Source organism: Acrocarpospora pleiomorpha, from assembly GCF_009687885.1.
In the GTDB taxonomy this organism is placed as follows: Bacteria; Actinomycetota; Actinomycetes; order Streptosporangiales; family Streptosporangiaceae; genus Acrocarpospora; species Acrocarpospora pleiomorpha.
Map to the genome: position 1 here is coordinate 82,480 of NZ_BLAF01000023.1, position 20,291 is coordinate 102,770.

At 69.8% G+C, this 20,291-nt stretch carries 18 protein-coding genes; 12 read left to right on the forward strand and 6 right to left on the reverse strand.

Annotation, left to right across the window (positions count from 1 at the left end; genetic code table 11):
• Positions 1-143: 143 nt before the first annotated feature.
• The 5 genes from Aple_RS21375 to Aple_RS21395 all read left to right on the forward strand — a co-directional run bounded on the left by Aple_RS21375 (position 144) and on the right by Aple_RS21395 (position 6,074).
• Positions 144-719 carry a hypothetical protein gene (locus Aple_RS21375; RefSeq protein ID WP_155346424.1) on the forward strand — a complete coding sequence of 192 codons (576 nt, stop codon included), beginning with the start codon at positions 144-146 and terminating at the stop codon, positions 717-719.
• A 119-nt stretch (positions 720-838) separates the two neighbouring features.
• Positions 839-2,368 (forward strand): AMP-binding protein, encoded by a 1,530-nt coding sequence (locus Aple_RS21380; RefSeq protein ID WP_155346425.1) that lies wholly within the window; start codon positions 839-841, stop codon positions 2,366-2,368.
• 122 nt (positions 2,369-2,490) lie between these two features.
• Positions 2,491-3,831, forward strand: coding sequence for a S1C family serine protease (locus Aple_RS21385; protein ID WP_155346426.1), 1,341 nt, complete (start codon positions 2,491-2,493; stop codon positions 3,829-3,831).
• A gap of 254 nt (positions 3,832-4,085) precedes the next feature.
• Positions 4,086-5,318 (forward strand): pentapeptide repeat-containing protein, encoded by a 1,233-nt coding sequence (locus Aple_RS21390; RefSeq protein ID WP_170321600.1) that lies wholly within the window; start codon positions 4,086-4,088, stop codon positions 5,316-5,318.
• 81 nt (positions 5,319-5,399) lie between these two features.
• Entirely contained in the window at positions 5,400-6,074 is a 675-nt protein-coding gene (locus Aple_RS21395; RefSeq protein WP_155346428.1) for a permease prefix domain 1-containing protein, read from the forward strand.
• On the opposite strand, the gene Aple_RS21400 is transcribed toward Aple_RS21395, so the two are convergent.
• Positions 6,046-6,381, reverse strand: coding sequence for a PadR family transcriptional regulator (locus tag Aple_RS21400; RefSeq protein WP_155346429.1), 336 nt, complete (start codon positions 6,379-6,381; stop codon positions 6,046-6,048). The two genes, Aple_RS21395 and Aple_RS21400, sit on opposite strands and share 29 nt — an antisense overlap.
• A 78-nt stretch (positions 6,382-6,459) precedes the next feature.
• Here Aple_RS21400 and Aple_RS21405 point away from each other — a divergent pair, with 78 nt between their 5' ends.
• The 5 genes from Aple_RS21405 to trxA all read left to right on the forward strand — a co-directional run bounded on the left by Aple_RS21405 (position 6,460) and on the right by trxA (position 13,018).
• A complete protein-coding gene (locus Aple_RS21405; RefSeq protein ID WP_155346430.1) occupies positions 6,460-7,626 on the forward strand; it encodes a cytochrome ubiquinol oxidase subunit I in 1,167 nt (388 codons plus the stop codon).
• A 9-nt stretch (positions 7,627-7,635) separates the two neighbouring features.
• Positions 7,636-8,370, forward strand: a complete 735-nt coding sequence (locus Aple_RS21410) for a cytochrome d ubiquinol oxidase subunit II (RefSeq protein ID WP_155346431.1) — start codon at positions 7,636-7,638, stop codon at positions 8,368-8,370.
• A 13-nt stretch (positions 8,371-8,383) separates the two neighbouring features.
• Positions 8,384-10,018: a thiol reductant ABC exporter subunit CydD gene (cydD, locus tag Aple_RS21415; RefSeq protein WP_218038445.1), complete on the forward strand. Its 1,635-nt coding sequence runs from the start codon at positions 8,384-8,386 to the stop codon at positions 10,016-10,018.
• A gap of 484 nt (positions 10,019-10,502) precedes the next feature.
• The gene (gene cydC, locus Aple_RS21420; RefSeq protein ID WP_246264680.1) at positions 10,503-12,191 is read left to right on the forward strand and encodes a thiol reductant ABC exporter subunit CydC; all 1,689 of its coding nucleotides are present in this window, start codon (positions 10,503-10,505) and stop codon (positions 12,189-12,191) included.
• 461 nt (positions 12,192-12,652) lie between these two features.
• On the forward strand, positions 12,653-13,018 hold the full coding sequence (gene trxA / locus Aple_RS21425; protein WP_155346432.1) for a thioredoxin: 366 nt from the start codon (positions 12,653-12,655) through the stop codon (positions 13,016-13,018).
• A 393-nt stretch (positions 13,019-13,411) separates the two neighbouring features.
• On the opposite strand, the gene Aple_RS21430 is transcribed toward trxA, so the two are convergent.
• From Aple_RS21430 to Aple_RS21440, 3 genes are read right to left on the reverse strand one after another with little or no spacing between them, the layout of a single operon-like run.
• Positions 13,412-14,200: an SAM-dependent methyltransferase gene (locus tag Aple_RS21430; protein WP_155346433.1), complete on the reverse strand. Its 789-nt coding sequence runs from the start codon at positions 14,198-14,200 to the stop codon at positions 13,412-13,414.
• A gap of 54 nt (positions 14,201-14,254) precedes the next feature.
• Positions 14,255-15,589, reverse strand: a complete 1,335-nt coding sequence (locus Aple_RS21435; protein ID WP_218038446.1) for a class II 3-deoxy-7-phosphoheptulonate synthase — start codon at positions 15,587-15,589, stop codon at positions 14,255-14,257.
• A gap of 11 nt (positions 15,590-15,600) precedes the next feature.
• Positions 15,601-16,857 carry an FAD-dependent oxidoreductase gene (locus tag Aple_RS21440; protein ID WP_155346434.1) on the reverse strand — a complete coding sequence of 419 codons (1,257 nt, stop codon included), beginning with the start codon at positions 16,855-16,857 and terminating at the stop codon, positions 15,601-15,603.
• Between the two features lie 136 nt (positions 16,858-16,993).
• Between Aple_RS21440 and Aple_RS21445 the strand changes: the two genes are divergently transcribed.
• Positions 16,994-17,557 carry a sigma-70 family RNA polymerase sigma factor gene (locus Aple_RS21445; protein ID WP_155346477.1) on the forward strand — a complete coding sequence of 188 codons (564 nt, stop codon included), beginning with the start codon at positions 16,994-16,996 and terminating at the stop codon, positions 17,555-17,557.
• Positions 17,554-18,306, forward strand: coding sequence for an anti-sigma factor (locus tag Aple_RS21450; RefSeq protein ID WP_155346435.1), 753 nt, complete (start codon positions 17,554-17,556; stop codon positions 18,304-18,306). The genes Aple_RS21445 and Aple_RS21450 overlap by 4 nt, the downstream gene beginning before the upstream one ends.
• Here the strand turns inward: Aple_RS21450 and Aple_RS21455 are convergent.
• Entirely contained in the window at positions 18,290-19,273 is a 984-nt protein-coding gene (locus Aple_RS21455) for a phosphotransferase family protein (protein ID WP_155346436.1), read from the reverse strand. The two genes, Aple_RS21450 and Aple_RS21455, sit on opposite strands and share 17 nt — an antisense overlap.
• A gap of 11 nt (positions 19,274-19,284) precedes the next feature.
• Positions 19,285-20,163: an aldose 1-epimerase family protein gene (locus Aple_RS21460; protein ID WP_155346437.1), complete on the reverse strand. Its 879-nt coding sequence runs from the start codon at positions 20,161-20,163 to the stop codon at positions 19,285-19,287.
• Positions 20,164-20,291: the final 128 nt, after the last annotated feature.

Here is a 20,291-nt window from a genome sequence, read left to right on the forward strand (position 1 = left end):
GGGGGCGCGGCCTTCGCTTGATCACCCTTCGGAGTTTCCCGTGATCAGGGGCCTGAGCAGGTGGTTAAAGCGCCTTGAAAGCGGCCGTTAACTGCTTCCGCTTATTCATTAGGCGTCAGAAATCCTTCCCGAGAGGACCCGCAATGCGATTCATCAAGAAGTTCGCGGTGAGCGCGGTCGCAGCCGCTGCGCTCATCGGGGGCGCGCTGCTTTCGCCGGCTTCGGCGAACGCGGCCGTGCCCTACTTCGACGGCCCCTGGGGCCCCTACTTCTCCTCCGACCACAAGGCCGAGGCCAGCGGCTTCGTGTCGGTCGAGAAGCACAAGACCAAGAAGTGGTACTGGGACAAGAAGAAGGTCCTGGTCAAGGAGTGCTACTGGAAGCACGGCGAGAAGAAGTGCGACTGGAAGTACGTCTGGAAGAAGTTCAAGGCCTGGAAGTGGGTGGACGAGTACAAGTTCACCGTGAAGGGCGAGCTCATCAACCACGCCTGGGACACCCACCACAAGAAGTACAGGTGCGCGTGGGCGACCTTCAAGATCGAGCCGTTCTCCGGCCCGACCTACTTCAAGAAGTTCAAGAACTGCGGCGAGGACCCGAAGCACTTCTGGTTCAGCGGTAAGAACGCCGAGCACATCTCGGTCAAGGTTTCCCGCGGCGACCACTGGGGCCCGAAGGGCTTCTTCGGTCCCTGGGGCACCGTGTACGACCACGTCTGATCCCCTCGTCAGGCCATGTGAACAGCAGTAAAGACGGCTCGCGCTCCCTCTCCCGCGCGGGCCGTACCCGTGCCCGCCGTCCTTTCCCATCGAGCGTGCGACCGATTAACGTTCGGTTCATGCACCCGGGAGCCATCGCCGCCGCCACTCCGGACAAACCCGCCGTGATCATGGCAGGGTCCGGGCGGGTCGTCACCTTCCGCGAACTCGACGAGGAGTCCAACCGGCTGGCCCACCTGCTGCGCGCGGCCGGGCTGCGGCCCGGGGACCACATCGCGTTCATGCTGGAGAACCACCCGCTGTACCTGGCGATCGCGTGGGCCGCGCACCGGTCCGGCCTCTACTACACGGCCATCAGCTCCCGCCTCCAGGCCGGGGAACTCGCGTACATCCTGAAAAACTGCCAGGCCCGCGCTTTCATCTCGTCCAAGGCCATGGAAGCGGTCGCGGCCACCGTCACCGGCGTCGAACTCCAGCTCATGCTGGACGGCGTCGCCCCCGGGTTCGCCTCCTACGAGGAGGCCACCGCCGCCCAGCCCGGCACGCCGATCGCGGACGAATGCCAGGGCTCGGACATGCTCTACTCGTCCGGCACCACCGGCCGCCCGAAAGGTGTCAAACCGGCGCTGAGCCTGGCCCCGCTCGACACGCCCGGGCCCCTGATGCGGCTGGTGAGCCTGCTGTTCGCGCCCACCGCCGACAGCGTCTACCTCTCGCCCGCGCCCCTCTACCACGCCGCCCCGCTCCGCTACTGCCTGGCCTTCCTCCGGTTCGGCGCCACCGTCGTCGTCATGGAGAGGTTCGACCCCGAGGCCGCCCTGGCCACCATCGAGCGGTACGGCGTGACCCACGCCCAGTGGGTTCCCACCATGTTCATCAAACTCCTCAAACTCCCCGCCGAGGCGCGGACCCGGCACGACCTGTCGACGCTGCGCTGCGCCATCCACGCCGCCGCGCCCTGCCCGGTCCCGGTCAAGGAGCAGATGATGGAGTGGTGGGGGCCGATCGTGCACGAGTACTACGCGGGCACCGAGGGCAACGGCTTCCTCTACGCGAGCCCCGAGGACTGGCTCAACCATCGCGGCACGGTGGGGCGGCCGCTGCTCGGCGTGCCGCACGTGTGCGACGAGGACGGCCGCGAGCTGCCGCCGGGCGAGCAGGGGACGGTGTACTTCTCCGACGGGCCGGCCTTCGAGTACCACGACGATCCCGCCAAGACGCGTTCCGGGCAGGATCCGCTCGGGCGGGGGTGGACGACGTTGGGGGACATCGGGTACCTGGACGAGGAAGGATTCCTCTACCTGACCGACCGCAGGTCGTACATGATCATTTCGGGTGGGGTGAACATCTACCCGCAGGAGGCGGAGAACTTGCTGGCCGTACATCCGAAAGTGGCGGATGTGGCGGTGTTCGGGGTGCCGGACGAGGAGATGGGCGAGCAGGTCAAGGCGGTCGTGGAGGCCGTCGTGCCGGAGGAGGCGGGCCCCGGCCTGGAAGCCGAGCTGATCGAGTACTGCCGGGCCAATCTCGCCCACTACAAGTGTCCCAAGAGCGTGGACTTCCGGGCCGAGCTGCCGCGCCACCCGACCGGCAAACTTTTCAAGCGAATTCTTCGCGCCGAGTACTGGCCACCCGAACAGCGCGGATAAGGATTCTGTACGCTTTCGCGAGGTCAGCGGGTTGATCGCTTAGCCGGGCCTTATCGCGGCTTTGTCATCGTAGAGGAGTACCGGCGGACAGCCGGGGGCTTCTGTAAGGGGATGGCACACACATGAACGCTGACGAGCCGCGCGAGCAGACTCCGGGTTCTCCGGCGAACGCTGCGCACGAGACCGGCACTCCGGCTGACCCGGAGGCTACCGGGCAGACCGAGGTCCTGAACACGCAGGGGTGGAGCCAGTTCGGGGACCGTCCTCCGGCGACCGGGCAGTTCCGGTCCGGGAACACCGCCGTATTCACGGTCCCGCCCCCACCTCCGCCGCCGCCCGCACCCGCGGCCAAGGCATCCGGGAGCGGCCTCAAGAAGGGCGGCGCGGTCCTCGCGCTCGCCGCCATGGCACTGGGCGGCGGGGTCGCGGGGGCCCTCGTCACCAACGCCATCTCCGGCCCGCAAACCGTGATCTCCAGCCCTGTCGTCAACTCCGGTTCGTCCACCGGGACCACGATCGCCGACGTCGCCCGCCGGGTGCAGCCCTCGGTCGTGATGATCACCGTCACCTCGCAGACGGGCGGTGGCGAGGGATCCGGCGTCATCCTCTCCGACGACGGGCTCATCCTCACCAACAACCACGTCGTCACGGGCGCGGGCGACAACGCCCAGCTCAGCGTCAAGTTCAGCGACGGCCGCACCGCCAAGGCGACCCTGGTCGGCACCGACCCGACCACCGATATCGCGGTCATCCGCGCGCAGGACGTGTCCGGCCTGACCAAGGCATCCCTCGGCGACAGCGACCGCCTCCAGGTCGGTGACTCGGTGCTGGCGATCGGCAGCCCGCTCGGCCTGGAAGGCTCGGTCACCGCGGGCATCATCAGCGCCCTCGACCGTACGGTCACCTCCGGCGGCGGCCAGCCCGAGCAGCAGATGCCGCCCGGGTGGGGCCAGCTCCAGGGCTCCCAGGCGGAGCCCACCACCATCGGCGGCATGATCCAGACCGACGCCGCGATCAACCCCGGCAACTCGGGCGGGGCCCTGGTCAACGCCGCCGGCCAGGTCATCGGCGTCAACACCGCGATCGCCACCTCCGGCGGCAACGGCAACATCGGCGTCGGCTTCGCCATCCCGATCACCACCGCCAAGCAGGTCGCCGAACAACTGATCAACACCGGCAAGGCCGTCCACGTCTACCTGGGCGTCAGCGTCAGCGACGCCACCGGCGACACCCCCGGCGCCCTCGTGGGCCCCGTCACCGCCGGCAGCCCCGCCGCCAAGGCCGGCCTCCAGCAGGGCGACATCATCACCAAGATCGACGACACTTCCATCGACGCCGGTGAAACCGTGGTCGGCATCATCCGCGGTCACCAGCCCGGCGACAAAATCACTCTCACCTACATCCGCAACGGCCAGCCCACCACGGTCACCGTGTCCCTGGAGGAGAAAACCGCCACCAACTAACCACGAACCCAGATCGGCCGCGCCACTCGGGAGGCGCGGCCGATTCGCGTTTCCGGCTTGCCTGAATGATCCCGGGGTGTCGCCCCATAAGGGGTCAAAATGGAAATTTTGACACTTCATTTCGAAGCTCGCGGGAAGAAATATCGGCATATATCAGGTCGGGTGGTGCTTATCCTTCGCCGGGCCGTAGAAGTGGCGGCGATAAGCTGCCTCCGAAGGGAGCGGGGGACTCACTTCTGGGTATGCCTTCGGTTATGAGGCAGCTGCTGTCCTGGAGCGTGTGCGCGACAAGTGCCGACTGCATTGGGGTGGCGTGGCAGCCTTACGGCCGTTGCCTGCGCCACCTGGACGCCGATGAGCTGGGGGAGTGTCTCCAGAGGCTCTTCCCGGGGCAGGCGGTGGACCTGCGCGGCACCGTGATCACCGGCGAATTACTCGCCCGGATCCTGGCCGCCACTCGCCATACCATCGGCCGGGCTCGATTCGACCAGGCCAGATTCCTGTCCGCCGTCCGCTTCGGCGACGCCACGTTCACCGGCGACGCCTCCTTCGACGGCGCCCGCTTCGACGGCCTCGCCTCGTTCTTCGGCACCAGCTTCGGCGGCAACGCCAGCTTCCATCGCGTCCGCTTCGCTCGCGAATTCTCCCTGCACGGCTCCCGCGTGCGCGGCCACCTCTCCCTGGACGAGGCGGTGGTCATCAGCGACGCGCTGTTCGGCGAGGCGTGCCTGGGCTCGGCGTCGTTCCGCAGGAGCGAGTTCCACGGGTTCGCGTCATTCGACCGGACCCGTTTCCATGGGGACGCCACCTTCCGGGGCGCGCGCTTCTGGCGGGCGGTGTCGTTCCGCCGGACCGGATTCGACGGCTCGTCCGGGTTCGAATCGGTGCGGTTCGTCGGGAAGGCGTTCCTGGCGCCGTCGGCGGTGGCCAGGAAGCTGGTGCTGAGCGAGGCGCGGGCGCAGGGCGCGGTGGAGATCGACGCCAGCGGCTGCCCGGTGGTGCTGGACGGGGCCCGGGTGCTGGGGCGGCTGGTGGTCCGGCTCGGCGACGCGGACCTGGACCTGCGCGGCCTGGTCAGCCGGGGGACGTCCAGCGTGACCCGGCGCGGCGGGGAGATCCGGGTGGTTTCGGTGGACCGGCTGGACGCCGAGGAGCTGACCATCGACGGCGCCGACCTGAGCGGCTGCCACCTGCCGGGGGTGGTCGGGCCCGAGCGGCTGCGGCTGCGGGACTGCGTGTTCGCGAGCACGCCGCGCGGTGGCCACCAATTGCGGCTCAGCTGGCCGCCCCGCTGGCCCTTTCGCCGCGAGAACCGGGCGAAGAGGACGCCGCGGTTACGTAAGGTCACCTGGTTCGCGTTGGTGGCCGTGGTGACGGTGGCCGCGCTGGTGCTGTCGGCCACGCCGCAGCCGAGTTCGCGCCGCCCGATCGGGCACCGGCCCACCGTGCCGCCGGTGGCCACCCAGCACGACGGGCTGCACGGCTGAGCATGAGGGTTCCCCGAGGCCGTTGTCAGGGTTCACCCTGATGCCGCCGGGTGGCGGGAACGCGTAGCCTGTCAGGCGACCATGGAGACTTTAATCGCCGCAGAGACCGTCGAGGGGTATGTCGCCCGGCTGGGCCGTACCCTGCACGGGCCTGGGCGGTTGAAGCGGGACATGCTCGCGGAGGCGCGCGACGGCCTGCTCGACGCCGCCGAGGCTTACCAGGCCGACGGGCTCGACCGGGCGAGCGCCGAGCGGCTCGCCGTCGAGGAGTTCGGGCCGATCGAGGTGATCGCGCCCGGCTACCAGGAGGAGCTCACCGCCGGTCAGGGCCGCAGGACGGCGGCGATACTGTTCATCACCGTGCCGTTCACCGCGCTCATGTGGTCGCTGATCTGGCATGTCTTCCCGGCGGCCGAGACGGCGGCCAAGCCCGGCTGGTTCGGCGGGGTCGCGGTCACCGTCGACTACCTGCAGCTCACCACCGGACTCCTGAGCGGCCTCGTCCTGTACGGCTTGCGCCGCGGCCGCCGCCCGCGCGTGCTGACCCGCTCGCTCGGGCTGCTCGTGATCGGGCAGATGCCGGTGATGGCCGTGCTGTGCGGGGGCCTGGTCTGGGGTTCGCAGCACGCGGTGAACATGGCGGCGTACCCGCCGGGAACGGCGGCGACCTTACTCAGCGTGGTGCTGTGGGGATGGCAGCTCTGGTGCGCGGCGCGCTGTCTCAGCGTCAGCTCGAAGGTTCGCGCGACGGGTTGAGCACGCTGCCGATCACGCTGGTGAAGGCGGTCCAGGCGGACCTCTCACCCGCCAGTTCCGCGCGGCCCGCGCCGGTCAGGCGGTAGGTGCGGCGTCTGCGGCCGCCGACTATGGCCCACTCGCTGGCCAGGTAGCCCGCGCGCTCCAACCGGCGCAGGGCGGGATAGATCGTTCCGGTGGGCAGGTCGAGCTCGCCGCCGCTGCGGTCGCGCAGCGCCTCGATGATCGCGTAGCCGTGCTGCGGCTCGTGTTCGAGCACCGAGAGGAGCAGGGCGTCCAGATGCCCGCGGAGCGCGTCGGCGTTCACGCCTTTACCTTATCCGGATTCGTCATGTAGCCAGTCTACATGTAGGCTCCCTATATGTAGCCACACATAAGGAGCCTCATGGACGTTCTTGACCTGGCCCGGCTGCAGTTCGCCGTGACAGGAAGCCTGCACTTCCTGTTCGTGGCGCTGACACTCGGCCTGGCCCCCCTTGTCGCGATCATGAACACCCGCTACGTGCGCACCGGCAACCCCGAACACGAGCGGATGACCCGGTTCTGGGGTCAGATCTATGTCACCAACTACGCGCTCGGCATCGTCACCGGCCTGGTGATGGAGTTCCAGTTCGGGATGAGCTGGAGCGGGCTCTCGCACTACGCGGGCGACGTGTTCGGCGCGCCGCTGGCCATCGAGACGCTGGTCGCGTTCTTCCTTGAGTCGACCTTCCTGGGCCTGTGGATCTTCGGGTGGCACCGGCTGCCGAAACGGCTCCATCTGGCCTGCATCTGGCTGGTGGCGCTGACCGCGTACGCGTCGGCGTTCTGGATCATGGTGGCCAACTCCTTCCTGCAGAACCCCGCCGGGGCGACCGTCCAGGGCGACCGGCTGGCGCTCACCGACTTCGGGGCGCTGCTCAGCAATCCGACGCTGGTGATGGCGCTGCCCCACGTGCTCTCCGCCGGGCTGCTGACCGCGGGGTGCGTGGTGATGGGGGCGAGCGCGTACCAGCTGTACCGGCGGACCGCGGAACGGGCGTTCTTCACGACCTCACTGCGGATCGGCGTGGTGACGGCCTTCGTGGGCGGGTTCCTCACGGTCGGCTTCGGATACGCCCAGTTCGGGTTCGTCGAGACGGTTCAGCCCGACAAATGGTCCGCGAACGCGCTCGCCGGAACCGGGCTCGGCAGCATGCAGTCGATCGGCGAGACGCTGCAGCTGATCACCTTCCTGCTGCTGGTGTGCGTCAAGTGGCTGCCGCGCTGGCGGTGGGCCCAGCCGGTGCTGATGCTGCTCACGGCGCTGCCGTTCATCGCCCTGGTGCTCGGCTGGATCGCCCGCGAGGAGGGCCGCCAGCCCTGGCTCATCTACGGCAAGCTCACCGTCGCCGACGCGCTCACCCCCGGGCTGACCGCGGGGCAGATCACGCTGTCGTTCCTCGCCTTCGTCGGGGTGCTCGGCATGCTGGCCGTCGTCGACTACCTGCTGATCGCCCGCCTGGTCCGGCGCGGTCCCGGCGTGGTCGCGCTGGGCGAGCAGCCGGCCCCCCAACCCGTCCTGACTTTCTAAGGAGCTGTCGTGGAGATCCTCTGGTTCGGGATTCTCGCCGTCCTGCTGGCCGGCTACTTCGCCCTGGAGGGCTTCGACATCGGGGTCGGGCTGCTGCTGCCCTTCACCGGGGAGCGCGATCGGGCGGTGGGGGCGATCGCGCCGTTCGTGCTGGCCAACGAGGTGTGGCTGGTCGGGCTCGCGGGCGTGCTGTTCGGGGCCTTCCCGGTGCTGGAAGGGGAGGTGCTGAGCGAGCTCTACCCGGTGGTGGTGGGGTTGCTGGTGTCGTGGGTCGTACGGGACGCGGGGTTGTGGTTCCGCCGCAGGCTGGACGGGAGCGGCTGGCGGTCGTTCTGGACGGCGGCGGTCGCGGCGGGGTCGCTGGGGCTGGCGCTGTCCTGGGGTGGCGTGATCGCGGGGATCACCGGGGCGCCCGCGCTGCTGGGCGTGGTGTACGGGGTGGTGGTCGCGGTGGTGTTCGCGTTCCACGGGTGGACGTTCCTGGCGTGGCGGCTGCCGGGGGAGGCGGTGGCGCAGGGCGCGAGCCGTACCGGCCGGGGGCTGGCGCTGTCGGCGGCCGTGGCCGTCGCGCCGGTCGTGGCGCCGCTGGCGGTCCTGGCCCCTGACGTGCTCGGCGAGGCCGCCCCGTCGGCGACACTGTCGGTGCTGAGCCTTATGGTGTTGCCAGTCGTTCCCCTCATGGTGGGCGCGCAGATCTGGGTCTGGCGCGTGTTCCGGAGGGGCGCCGTTCCGACGTTCTTCTAGCCTCGGGGGAATCGTGCACCGGGATCTGATGCGGGTGCTGCCGCGGCGGCACCTGGCGGTCTGCCTGGGCGCCGCGATCGTGGCCGGGCTGCTGGTGCTGGTGCAGGCCGAACTGCTGGCCGGGGTGCTGTCCGGGCGGTTCGCGGTGAGCGCGCTGCTGCCGCTGGCGCTGGTGATCGGGCTGCGCGGGGCGCTCGGCTGGGCGCAGGGCGTCGCGGCCGGGCGCACCGCGAGCGGGGTGAAGTCGCTGCTGCGGCATCGGCTGCTGTCCCGGTTCCAGGAGCTGAGCCCGGCCGAGCATCGCTCGGGTGAGCTGGTGACGCTGACCGGGCGGGGTCTGGACGCGCTCGATCCCTATCTGACGGGATATCTGCCGTCGGTGGCGGTGGCCGCGGTGGTGCCGGTGGCAGTGCTGATCCGGCTCTTCGTGGCGGATCTGGCGACGGCGATCATCGTGCTGCTGACGCTGCCGCTGATTCCGATCTTCGGGGCGCTGGTCGGGATGACCACCAAGGCGGTGACCGAGCGGCAGTGGCGCGCGCTGGCGCGGCTGGGCGGCCATTTCCTCGACGTGGTGCGCGGGCTGCCGACGCTGCGCGCGTTCGGGCGGGCCCGCTACCAGGCGTCGGTGATTCGCGACGTGGCCGATCAGCACCGGTCGGCGACCATGCGCACGCTGCGGGTGGCGTTCCTGTCGTCGCTGGTGCTGGAACTGGTCGCGTCGTTGTCGCTTGCGCTGGTGGCGGTCCCGGTGGGGTTGCGGCTGCTGTCGGGGTCACTGGATCTGAGCACGGCGCTGCTGGTGCTGCTGCTGGCGCCGGAGGCGTATCTGCCGTTGCGGGCGATGGGGACCAGGTTCCACGCCGCGATGGAAGGGGTGACCGCCGCCGACCAGGCGTTCGCACTGCTGGGCGAGGAACGCCCCGGGGAGCCCGGGCGGCTGACAGCCCCCGAGGGCGTGCCCGAGATCCGCCTGGAGTCGGTGACCGTGCGCTATCCCGGCCGGGAGGACGCGGCGCTGACCGATGTCTCCCTGGTGATCGAGCCGGGCGAGCGGGTCGCCCTGGTGGGCCCGAGCGGAGCGGGCAAGAGCACCCTGCTCCACCTGCTGCTCGGTTTCGTCACCCCCACATCCGGCCGGGTACTGGTCGGCGGCGTCGACCTAGCCGACCTCGACCTGGACACCTGGCGCCGCCGCCTCGCCTTCGTCCCCCAGCGCCCCCACCTGTTCGCCACCTCGGTCGCCGACAACATCCGCCTCGGCTCCTCCGCCTCCCCCGACCAGATCCGCACGGCCTCCGCCGCCGCCCAAGCCGCCGAATTCATCGAAACCCTCCCGGAAGGCTACGACACAATCCTCGGCGAACGCGGCGCCAACCTCTCAGCAGGCCAACGCCAGCGCGTCGCCCTGGCCCGCGCCTTCTGCCGCCCCAACGCCGACCTCCTCCTCCTAGACGAACCCACCGCCCGCCTCGACGGCCGAAGCGAATCCACCGTCCTCACCTCCACCCGCCACCTCGCCGAAGGCCGCACCGCCATAATCGTCGCCCACCGCCCCGCCATGATCGACCTCGCCGACCGCGTAATCCACATAACCAACGGCGCAATCACCAAAGACCACGCACGCCCCGTAGGAGGCCTACGGTGACCAGCGCCTCCCCGGCCAACCGGACCGCGGGCAATCCGTCGGATGCTCCCGTTTGTGGGAGGTTTGCGTTGATCACCGCATCTTCGGCCAGTCGGCTTACGGGCATTCCGTCGGGTTCTCCCCTTCCTGGGAGGTCTGCGCTGGCCAGCGCCTCCCCGGCCAACCTGACTGCAGGCGATCTGACGGGTGCTCCCGTTTCTGGGCGGTTTGCGGTAGTTGGCACACCTTCGGTCAGTTGGACTGCGGACGATCCGGTGGGCGCTGCCCTTTCTGGGAGGTCTGCGGTGGCCAGCGCCTCCCCGGCCAACCTGACTGCAGGCGATCTGGCGGGTGCTCCCGTTTCTGGGCGGTTTGCGGTAGTTGGCACACCTTCGGTCAGTTGGACTGTGGACGATCCGGTGGGCGCTGCCCTTTCTGGGAGGCGTGCGGTGATCACCGCATTCCGGGCCAGGCTGCGGACATTCCTCGTTCTGGGGGGATTCTGATGAGTGGGTTGATTCCGAGCGGTCTGAATCGGCGGCTGGTCGTCGCCGCGCTGGCCGGGTCTGCGGCCGATCTGGCGGGGCTTGGGCTGATTGCTTCCGCCGCGTGGCTGATCACCAGGGCCGCTGAGCAGCCGCCGTTGGCCGCGCTTTCTGTGGCGATCGTCGGGGTGCGCGCGTTCGCGACTAGCCGGGGGGTCTTCCGTTATGCGGAGCGGCTCGCGGGGCATGACGTCGCGCTGCGTGCTCAGGCGGCGACGCGGGAGCGGCTCTACGAGGCGTTGATCCCGTCCGGGCCTCTCAGCCATCGTGGCGCGGATCTGCTCAGCCGCATGGTGGACGACACCGACGCGGTCCAGGATCTGCTGGTCCGGTGCTTGCTGCCCGCCATCGCCGCTCTCGTCACCGGAGCGGTGGCTGTCGTGATCGCGCTCTTCTTGTTGCCTGCGGCGGCCTTCGCTCTGCTGGCCGGACTCGTGATCGCCGGAGTCCTGCTGCCGATCGGCACGGCCGCCGCCTCCCGTCGCTGGTCGGCGCGGTTGGCTCCGGCTCGCGCCGACCTGGCCGCCCGCGTCGCCGATCTGGTGCACGGGTCCGCCGACCTCGCCGCGTACGGCGCGAAGGGGGAGGCGCTGGCCGCGGGGATGGCGGCGGACGACCATCTCGCGGCGCTTGAGCGTCGCCAGTCCCGGGTGAGTGCCACCGCGCTGCTGACCGGGGTGCTTACCCAGGGCCTCACCGTCGTCGCCATCGTGTGGATCTGCCAGGCCACCGGGACCGGCTCGGTGGCGACTGCTGTCCTGGCCCTGATGTCCCTGGTCGCCTTCGAACCCGTGCTTCCCCTGGCCGCGGCCGGAGAGCGCCTCACCGGCGTCCTCGCCGCTCTGCGCCGCCTCACCGATCTTCGATCCCTCCCGGCGGCCGTGACCGAACCGGCCGCCCCCGCCGTCACCCCGTCGGGACCGCTCACCATCGAGGTCTCCAATCTGGTGGTGCGGCACGGCGAAGCCCGGCCCGCCCTCAATGGCGTGAGTCTCACCCTCACCCCTGGGCGCCGCGTCGCCATCGTGGGCCCGAGCGGAGCCGGAAAGAGCACCCTGCTCTCCGCCCTGATGCGCACCATCGACTACGAATCCGGAAATATCACCATCAACGAGGTCGAAGCGAGAGACCTCCCCTCCGAAACCGTCCGCCACCTCATGACCGGCCTCACCCAGGACCCCTACGTCTTCCAGGCATCCTTCAAGGACAACCTCCGCCTGGCCGGCCCCGAAGCCTCAGACGAGGGACTCGCCAACGCCGTCCAGGCGGCCCACCTGGACACCTGGGCCGACCGCACCGGCTGGGACACCCCCCTGGGCGAAGACGGCCGCACCCTCTCCGGCGGCCAACTCCAACGCCTCGCCCTGGCCCGAGCCCTCCTCTACAACCCGCCCGTCCTCCTCCTCGACGAACCCGCCGAAGCCCTGGACGAACAGACCGCCGCCGCCCTGATGGCCGACCTCCTGGACGCCACCCACGGCCGCACCACCCTCCTCATCACCCACCGCCTGCGCGGCCTGGAAGCGGTAGACGAAATCCTCGTCCTGGAAGACGGCCAGATCACCCAACGCGGCACCCACACCGACCTCACCACAACCGACGGCTACTACCGCACCCTCTGGCAATCCGAAGCCATGCTCCACACCTGACCCGGCCACCACGCCGCGGCCGCCGCTCGCGTCCACCGCACAGGCCATGCTCCACACCTGACGCGGCCCCGCCACGCCGTGGTCGCCGTTCCCGTCCGCCGCACTGGCCATGCTCCACGTTCTGACGCGAGCCACTGCGCGCATCTGGACCGGCGGGCCGACCAGAGCCCATCGGCCTGAACCCGGAGATTCCGGCCACCACCAGGTCCAGCCGCCACCGGGTCTGGCCACCGATGGGCGTCCCCGGCCACCGCCGGGAGCGCCCATCGCCTTTTAGCCGAGCTGGGTGATTCGCGGTGGTTTGAGGGTGGACAGGATCTCATCGCTGCAGGAGCACGAGCCGCATCCGGGGTACATGGGCCTCTCCTCATCTAGGGTTCTTTCCTTGGAGTCTGACGCGAGAAGCCTAGGAATGCTGGGCGCGGGCACATGGTTGTGTCCGATGAAGAAGGGAGTCGTGTGTGGCGACGATCGAGGTAACCGAGAAGAACTTCAACGAGATCGCGGACAGCGGGATCGTCTTGCTCGACTTCTGGGCGGCGTGGTGCGGGCCCTGCCGGACGTTCGGGCCGATCTTTGAGAAGGCGTCCGAGGAGCACGCGGACATCACGTTCGGCAAGATCGATACGGAGGCGCAGCCCGCGTTGGCGCAGGGTTTCGACATCACCGCGATTCCCACCATCATGGCGGTCCGGGACGGCATCGTGGTGTTCTCCCAGCCGGGAGCCCTGCCGGGGGCGGCGCTTGAGGATCTGATCAAGCAGCTGCGGGCGCTGGACATGGACGCGATCCGCGCCGAGATCAACTCCGAGCTGAAGCCAAGCTAGGAAAACGAAACAGGGCCTCCCGGCGGGGGGCCCTGTTCGTCTTTGAGCACTTGGCCGATTCGGAACCGGCCGATTCGTAGCTTCCGGCCGGTTGAGCTTGCGCCTGGTTTGGAGTTCCCGGCGGCTCGAAGCTTGCGCTCAGTTTGTTTTCCGGACCGGTTTGTGGTTCCCGGACAGGTTCAGCCTTTGCGCCTGGTTCGGAGTTTCCGGACACGTTCGGTCTCCGCGCCTGGTTCAGAGTTTGCGCCTGGTTCGGGGTTCCTGGGCAGGTTCAACCCGCGGCCGGTTCGGGGTTACCGACCGGTTCGGAGTTGCGCCTGGTTCGGGGCTCCCGGATGGGTTCAGCCCTCGCGGCCGGTTCAGGGTTTTCGGCCGGTTCGGGTTTGGGGTTGGTTAGAGTTTGCGGCCGACGCCGCCGAAGCCGACTGAGGCGTGGGTGTCGGGGAGGTAGGTGTCCGCGTCGGGGCGCCAGTCGCGGGGGGCGACCAGGCCGGGGGCGAGGAGTTCGTAGCCGTCGAAGAACGGGAGGATTTCCTCGTATTCGCGTAGGGCCAGGGCTGCGGTGGCCTTCTTGTAGATCTCCAGGGCGGCTTCGCTGACGTCGGGGATCGCGGGTGCGGCGTGGGTGAGGGCCAGGTAGCTGCCGGGGGCGCTCAGGTCCCGCAGCTGGGCGACGATCTCGTATGGCTTGTCGGCTTCGTGGACGAAGTGCAGGAGCGCGAAGAGGAGGAACGCCACCGGGCGGTCGAAGTCGATCTCCTGGCTGACCTTGGCCAGCAGGTCGTCGGGCTGGCGGAAGTCGCCCATGACGACCTCCACGTTCTCGCCGCGGCTGAGCAGGGCCTGCCCGTGCGCGACCACGACGGGGTCGTAGTCGACGTAGACCACCTTGCAGTCCGGTGCGACCCGGTGGGCGATCTCGTGCACGTTGCCCTGGGTGGGCAGGCCCGAGCCGATGTCCACGATCTGGCGGATCCCGGCCTCGGCGAGGCAGTGCACGGTCCTGGCCAGGAATGCCCGATTCTCCAGCGCCGCCGCCCTGACGTCGGGGAACAGACTGGTCATCTGCTCCGCGGCGGCCCGGTCGGCGGCGAAGTTGTCCTTGCCCCCCAAGTAGTAGTCATACATGCGGGCCACATTGGGCGTATTCGGATCGACGCCGGGCGGCGGCGGCTGGCTCATCGGTTCTCCCCTGGCTGCAGAGTGACGATCATACGGGGAAATCCCGAAATATCGTCACTGGGCCCGGTAGAGTTCGGCGACCCGGAACGCCAGGTCGAGCGACTGGCCCCGATTGAGCCGGGGATCGCACGCGGTCTCGTAGCGCAGCGCCAGATCGCCCTCCACGATCGGGTGTCCGCCGCCGACACACTCGGTGACATCGTCGCCGGTGAACTCGATGTGGATGCCGCCCGGGTGGGTGCCCAGCGCGCGGTGCACCTCGAAGAACCCGGCCACCTCGTCCAGCACGTCGTCGAGCCGCCGGGTCTTGTAGCCCCCGGCCGCCTCGAAGGTGTTGCCGTGCATCGGGTCGCACACCCAGGCCACCGTCGCCCCGCTGGCACTGACCTTCTCCACCAGCATCGGCAGCGCCTCGCGAACCCTGCCCGCGCCCATCCGGGTGATGAAGGTGAGCCGCCCCGGCTCGTTGTCCGGGTTGAGCTTCTCCACCAGGGTGAGCGCCTCCTCCGGCGTGGTGGCCGGGCCCAGCTTCACCCCGATCGGGTTGCGGATCTTGCTGAAGAACTCCACGTGCGCGCCGTCCAGCTGCCGGGTGCGCTCACCGATCCAGACCATGTGCGCGGACACGTCGTAGGGCAGACCGGTGCGCGAGTCGATCCGGGTGAGCGCGTGATCGTAGTCGAGGATCAGCGCTTCGTGCGACGAGTAGAACTCAACAGTGTGGAATTCTTCGGGTTCGGCCCCGCAAGCGCGCATGAACGCGAGCGCGTGATCGATCTCGCGGGCCAGTTGCTCATACCGCTGCCCGGCCGGGGAACCCGCCACGAAGTCCTGGTTCCAGGCGTGCACCTGGCGCAGGTCGGCGTAGCCGCCCTTGGTGAAGGCGCGGGCCAGGTTGAGCGTCACCGCCGAGGAGTGGTAGGCGCGCAGCAGCCGGCCCGGGTCGGGAACCCGGGCCTCGGGGGTGAAGTCGAAGCCGTTGACCATGTCGCCCCGGTAGGCGGGCAGCTCCACGCCCTGCCGGGTCTCGGTGTTCTTGGAGCGCGGCTTGGCGAACTGCCCGGCCAGCCGCCCGATCTTGACCACCGGCACCCGCCCCGCGTAGGTGAGCACGATCGCCATCTGGAGCAGCGTCTTGAGCTTGTTCCGCACGTTGTCGGCGGTGGCTCCGGCGAAGGTCTCGGCGCAGTCGCCGCCCTGCAGCACGAAGGCCTCGCCCCGGGCGACCGCGGCCAGGTGGTCCTTGAGCTGGTCGCACTCGCCGGCGAAGACCAGTGGCGGCAGCCCCTTGAGCTCGGCCACCACGTGGTCCAACGCGGCCCGGTCGGGCCATTCGGGCTGCTGGGCGGCGGGCAGGTCACGCCAGGTATCGAGGTTCAGAGCGCTCACGACAACCCAGGTTATTGCACGGCGTCCACCGTCACCGCCCTCATGTCCACGTGGTGAGACCGTACGTGTTCCGGCAGGAAGCCGAGGCCGACCACCCGCCCGGCCAGCCGCTTCAGCGGTCCGGGGATGTTCCGGGCCGCGCCGCCGAGGTCCTGGGAGAGCTCCTGGCCGGACAGGACCTTGGCGATGACCCGGTTCTGGATCTGCAGCTGCAGGAACTGGGTGGCCACCGTCGGATACATCCGCCGCCGCTGCACCCGGGCCAGCAGCGAGTCCGGCACCGGATCGAGCACCGGGCGCCTGCGCCGCTGGGCCTTCGCCATCGGCCCGGCCAGGATGTTGGCCGCCGCCACCGCGTCCTGCACGGCCAGGTTGATGCCGACGCCGGCGATCGGGGACATGGCGTGCGCGGCGTCGCCGATCACCAGCAGCCCGGGCAGGTGCCAGCGGCGCAGCCGGTTCACGCGCACGGTGAGCACGCTCACGTCGTCGAAGGTCAGCGCGTCCGGCTCGAGGAAGGGCACCAGACGCTTGACGGTGTCCCGGAAAGCGGCCACGCCGCGCGCCTTGAGCGCCTCGTAACCGCCCTTTGGGATCAGATAGGCCAGCTGCCAGTAGGAGTCCCGGTTGATCGCCGCGACGCCGACGCCGGCGCCCGGCCGCAGGAACGTCTCCACCGGGTCGCCGTCGTGCCGGTCCAGCCGGAACCAGGCCACGTCCATCGGCGCGCCCAGCTCGACCGGCTGGAACCCGGCCGCCCGCCGCAGGCCGGATCCCCGCCCGTCGGCCGCGACGGTGAGCGCCGCCCGGATCTCCCGCTCCCGCCCCTCCTCCCGGTACTTCACGCCGCGCACGGCGCCGCCGTCCCTGATCAGGTCGTACGCCTCCGCCCGCATGATCAGCCTGAAGTTGGGCAGCCGGGCGGCGGCCGTGGTGATCATGTTCAGGAACTCCCACTGCGGCACCATCGCGACATGCCGGTACCGGCAGGGCAGCCGCCGGAAGTCGGCCAGCGGCACCAGCTCCTCGCCGGTGTTCAGCGCCAGGAACGGCAGGGTGTGGTGCGGCAGCTTCTCGAACTCCGCCATCAGGCCCAGCTCGTCCAGGACCTGCAGGGTGGACGGATGGATGGTGTCGCCCCTGAAGTCGCGCAGGAAGTCGGCGTGCTTCTCCAGCAGGGTCACGTCGATCCCGGCCCGGGCCAGCAGCAGCGCCAGCATCGCTCCCGCGGGCCCGCCGCCCGCGATCACGCACGTGGTGTCGGTCATAATTCATCACCCCTTGAAATATGGTGTCACCCGCCGGCGGCCGGCTGAAGCCGCCTACCCGGGAAAAATCCCGGCAACCCCACCAATCCACGGGGGCCCTGGTGGCGAATAGCCCAGTGTGAACGAGGTTGTGTCCATGCTCGCGGCGGGACGCGGCCCGGGGCTCGAGGAGCTGCTGGGTGAGGTCGCGCGCGGCGATGAAGCGGCTTTCGAGCGGTTCTACGACCGTGTCAGCGGCCAGGTCTTCGGGCTGATCCGTCGGGTCCTGCGGGACCGGGCGCAGGCCGAGGAGGTGGCCCAGGAGGTCCTGGTCGAGGTCTGGCGCACGGCCGCCCGGTTCGACCCGGACAAGGGGAGCGCCCTGTCCTGGGTCCTGACGATGGCGCACCGCCGCGCGGTCGACCGGGTCAGGTCGGCGCAGGCCGCCACCGACCGGGAGGAACGCGCCGCCCGGCTGGACAACGACGTCGCCTACGACCAGGTCGCCGAGGCGGTGACCACCCGCTTGGAGGGCGAACGGGTGCGTCGCTGCCTCGACGGCCTGACCGACCTGCAACGCCAGGCGGTCACGATGGCGTACTACGGGGGATACAGCTACCCGGAAGTAGCCGGGTTGCTCAAGGTGCCACTGGGCACAGTCAAGACACGCATGCGCGACGGACTGGTTCGACTGCGCGACTGCATGGGGGTGGACAAATGAACGACGACCTCCACACCCTCTCGGGGGCGTACGCGCTGAACGCACTGCCGCACCGGGATCAGGGGTTGTTCGAGGAGCACCTGGCGCGCTGCGAGGCGTGCGCGGACGAGGTGCGCGGGCTGCGCGAGACCGCGGCGCGGCTGGCCGCGGGCGTGGCCGAACCGCCGCCGCTGGCCTTGAAGCGGCGGGTGCTGGCCGAGATCGCGCAGGTGCGGCAGGAGCCGCCGAGGCCGGTCAGGACCGAGCGCGCCAACCGCGCGAATGTGGTCGTGCCGCTGGCTCCCCGCTGGCGGTCCCGGCTGGCCGTCGGGCTGGCGGCGGCCTCGGTGGCCGCGGCCGTCACGGTCGGGGTGGTGGCGGTCAACACGGTCCAGCAGCGGGACCGCACGCTGGCCGAGACCCAGAACTTGCTGGCGGCGACCCAGAACCTGCTGGCCGCGCCGGACGCCGTGGTCCGGCGGGTGCCGATGACGGGCGGCGGAGGGGCGACCATCGTGCTCTCGCCGCACCAGGGCAAGCTCATGTTCGCCTCGGACATGCCCGGGCTGCCGTCCGACCAGACGTACCAGATGTGGCTGATCGGCCCGACCGGGATCCACTCGGCCGGTCTGGTGGACGGCGGCGGCGGGGTCAGGACGGCCACGCTGACCGTCCCCGGCGAGGCGGAGCGGTTCGGCGTGACGGTCGAGCCCGCGGGCGGTTCCCGGCAGCCGACCACCACGCCGATCCTGCTCACGAAGCTCGCCTGAGCACCTCCAGGGCCCGGACCAGGCTCTCGGTGGCCAGCCCGCGGATCCGCGCGTAGGACTCCTCGGGGTACTGCCGGGGGCCGTTCTCGACCAGCAGGATCAGGTAGAGGTAGGCCCGGTAGAGCGCCACCCTGACCTCGGTGGTGTGGGTGAACAGGCCGAACCCGCCGCCGTCGTGGTATCCGGCCAGCATCGGGTCGTCGCCCTGGATCTCGCCGAAGATCGTCGGGGTGACGAAGTCGGCGATCGGGTCGCCCCAGAAGGCCCGCTCGTGGTCGATGAGCGCCTCGATCCTGCCGTCCTTGAGGAAGACGTTGCCGGGCCAGATGTCGAAGTGCACCAGCCGGGGGGTGACGATCTCGTCCAGCGCGGCGGCGTTGGTGTGGAACAGGCGGGCGATCTCCACGATGGTGGCGGGCAGCGGCGTGGCGTAGCGCACGGCGTCGTCCAGCAGCGCCCCGGCCATGACCAGGAACGCCTCCCGCCAGGTGCCGCCGGTGAGTCCCGCGTACGGGTAGCCGAACACGCCCGTGCCCGGGATCGCGTGCAGCGTGGCCAGGTGGCGGCCGAGCTCGAAGCGGATCTCGCGGTCCTGGGCGGGCTCCAGGGTGGCATGGTTCCACGGCACCCCGTCCAGGGCGGCCAGGATCAGGTAGTCGCCGCCGATCAGGGCGTCGTCGAAACCCGCGTGCAGCAGCGCGGGGAGCGGCAGGCCGGTGCCGGCCGCGAGGTCGTAGACCATCGCCTCGGTGCGCAGCAGATCCCGCTCGTAGGTGAGGAGTTTCAGGTCGGGCGGGGGGCCGACCTTGAGCACGACGTCCCGGCCGTCCTCCAGGCCGAGCCGCCAGACGGCGTTGGCGAAGCCGTCGGGTAACTCCTCGGAGGAGACCATCCCGACGCCCAGCGCGCCGAGCACGAGGGCGTCCAGTTCGGCGGCGGAGAGCCGTCGTTTCGTCCTGCTGTCCATAGATGGGAGTCCTAGTTGATGGCGAGGGTCCAGGCGGCCTCGTGCGTGTCTCCGGGCTTCAGCACGATCAGGTCGGTGCCGGAGTTGAACGCGTCCGGCGGGCAGGTCATGGGTTCGACGGCCAGCCCGCGGAAGCCGAGCCCGGTCCCGGTGCAGACCTGAACCCAGGGCAGCACCTCCGGGTCCCACGACATCTCCAGGCCGCCTTCCGGGCCGCGCACCCGCACCCGCCCGGCCGTCAGGCCGGTGAAGGCGTGGTCGATCGCCGTCTCCCCGATCTGGCGGGGGGCGCGGTAGTCGTACGGCGTGTACGTGACGTCCTCCAGCGTGACGGGCGCGAGGATGTCGTTGACGAGCAGGACCTTGGCCGCGGGCAGATCCAGCTCGTACTCCCGGACGTCCGGGCCGGAGAGCAGCCACGGGTGCGGCCCGGTGCCGTAGGGCGCGGCGGTCTCGCCCACGTTCTCGGCGGTCATGGTGGTCGTCAGGCCGTTCGCCGACAGGTCGTGCCGCAGCTCGAACCGCAGCCGGAACGGGTAGCCCGGTCTCGGCTCCAACGCGAGCGTCAGGCGGATGAACGCGTGCTCGTCCTCGACGGAGGCGAACTCCACCGCCGTCCACGGCACGTCCGCGACGAACCCGTGCAGCGCGTGACCCCGGTCGGGCTCGTTGACCGGCAGCTCGAAGCACTCGTCGGCGAACACGTATCGGGCGCCCACCACCCGGTTCGGCCACGGCGCGAGCACCGCCCCGCTGTAGAAGGGGATCGGGCCGTCCTCCGGCCAGCTCGGCAGGAGCTCGTGGCCACCGCGCCAGAGGCCGTTGACGGCGCCGCCGAGCTCGGTGACATCGGCGCGATAGCCACCACCGAGAAGTGTGAACTGGGACACGGGGGTCCTTTCTAGGCATTGGCCGTACCTGAGGCACGGCGGGACCCATATTAATGACAATTCCGGCAAGGCTGTGGGAGCGCTCCCACAGATTAAGGCGACTTTGATGGGATAGTCAACTAATTGAA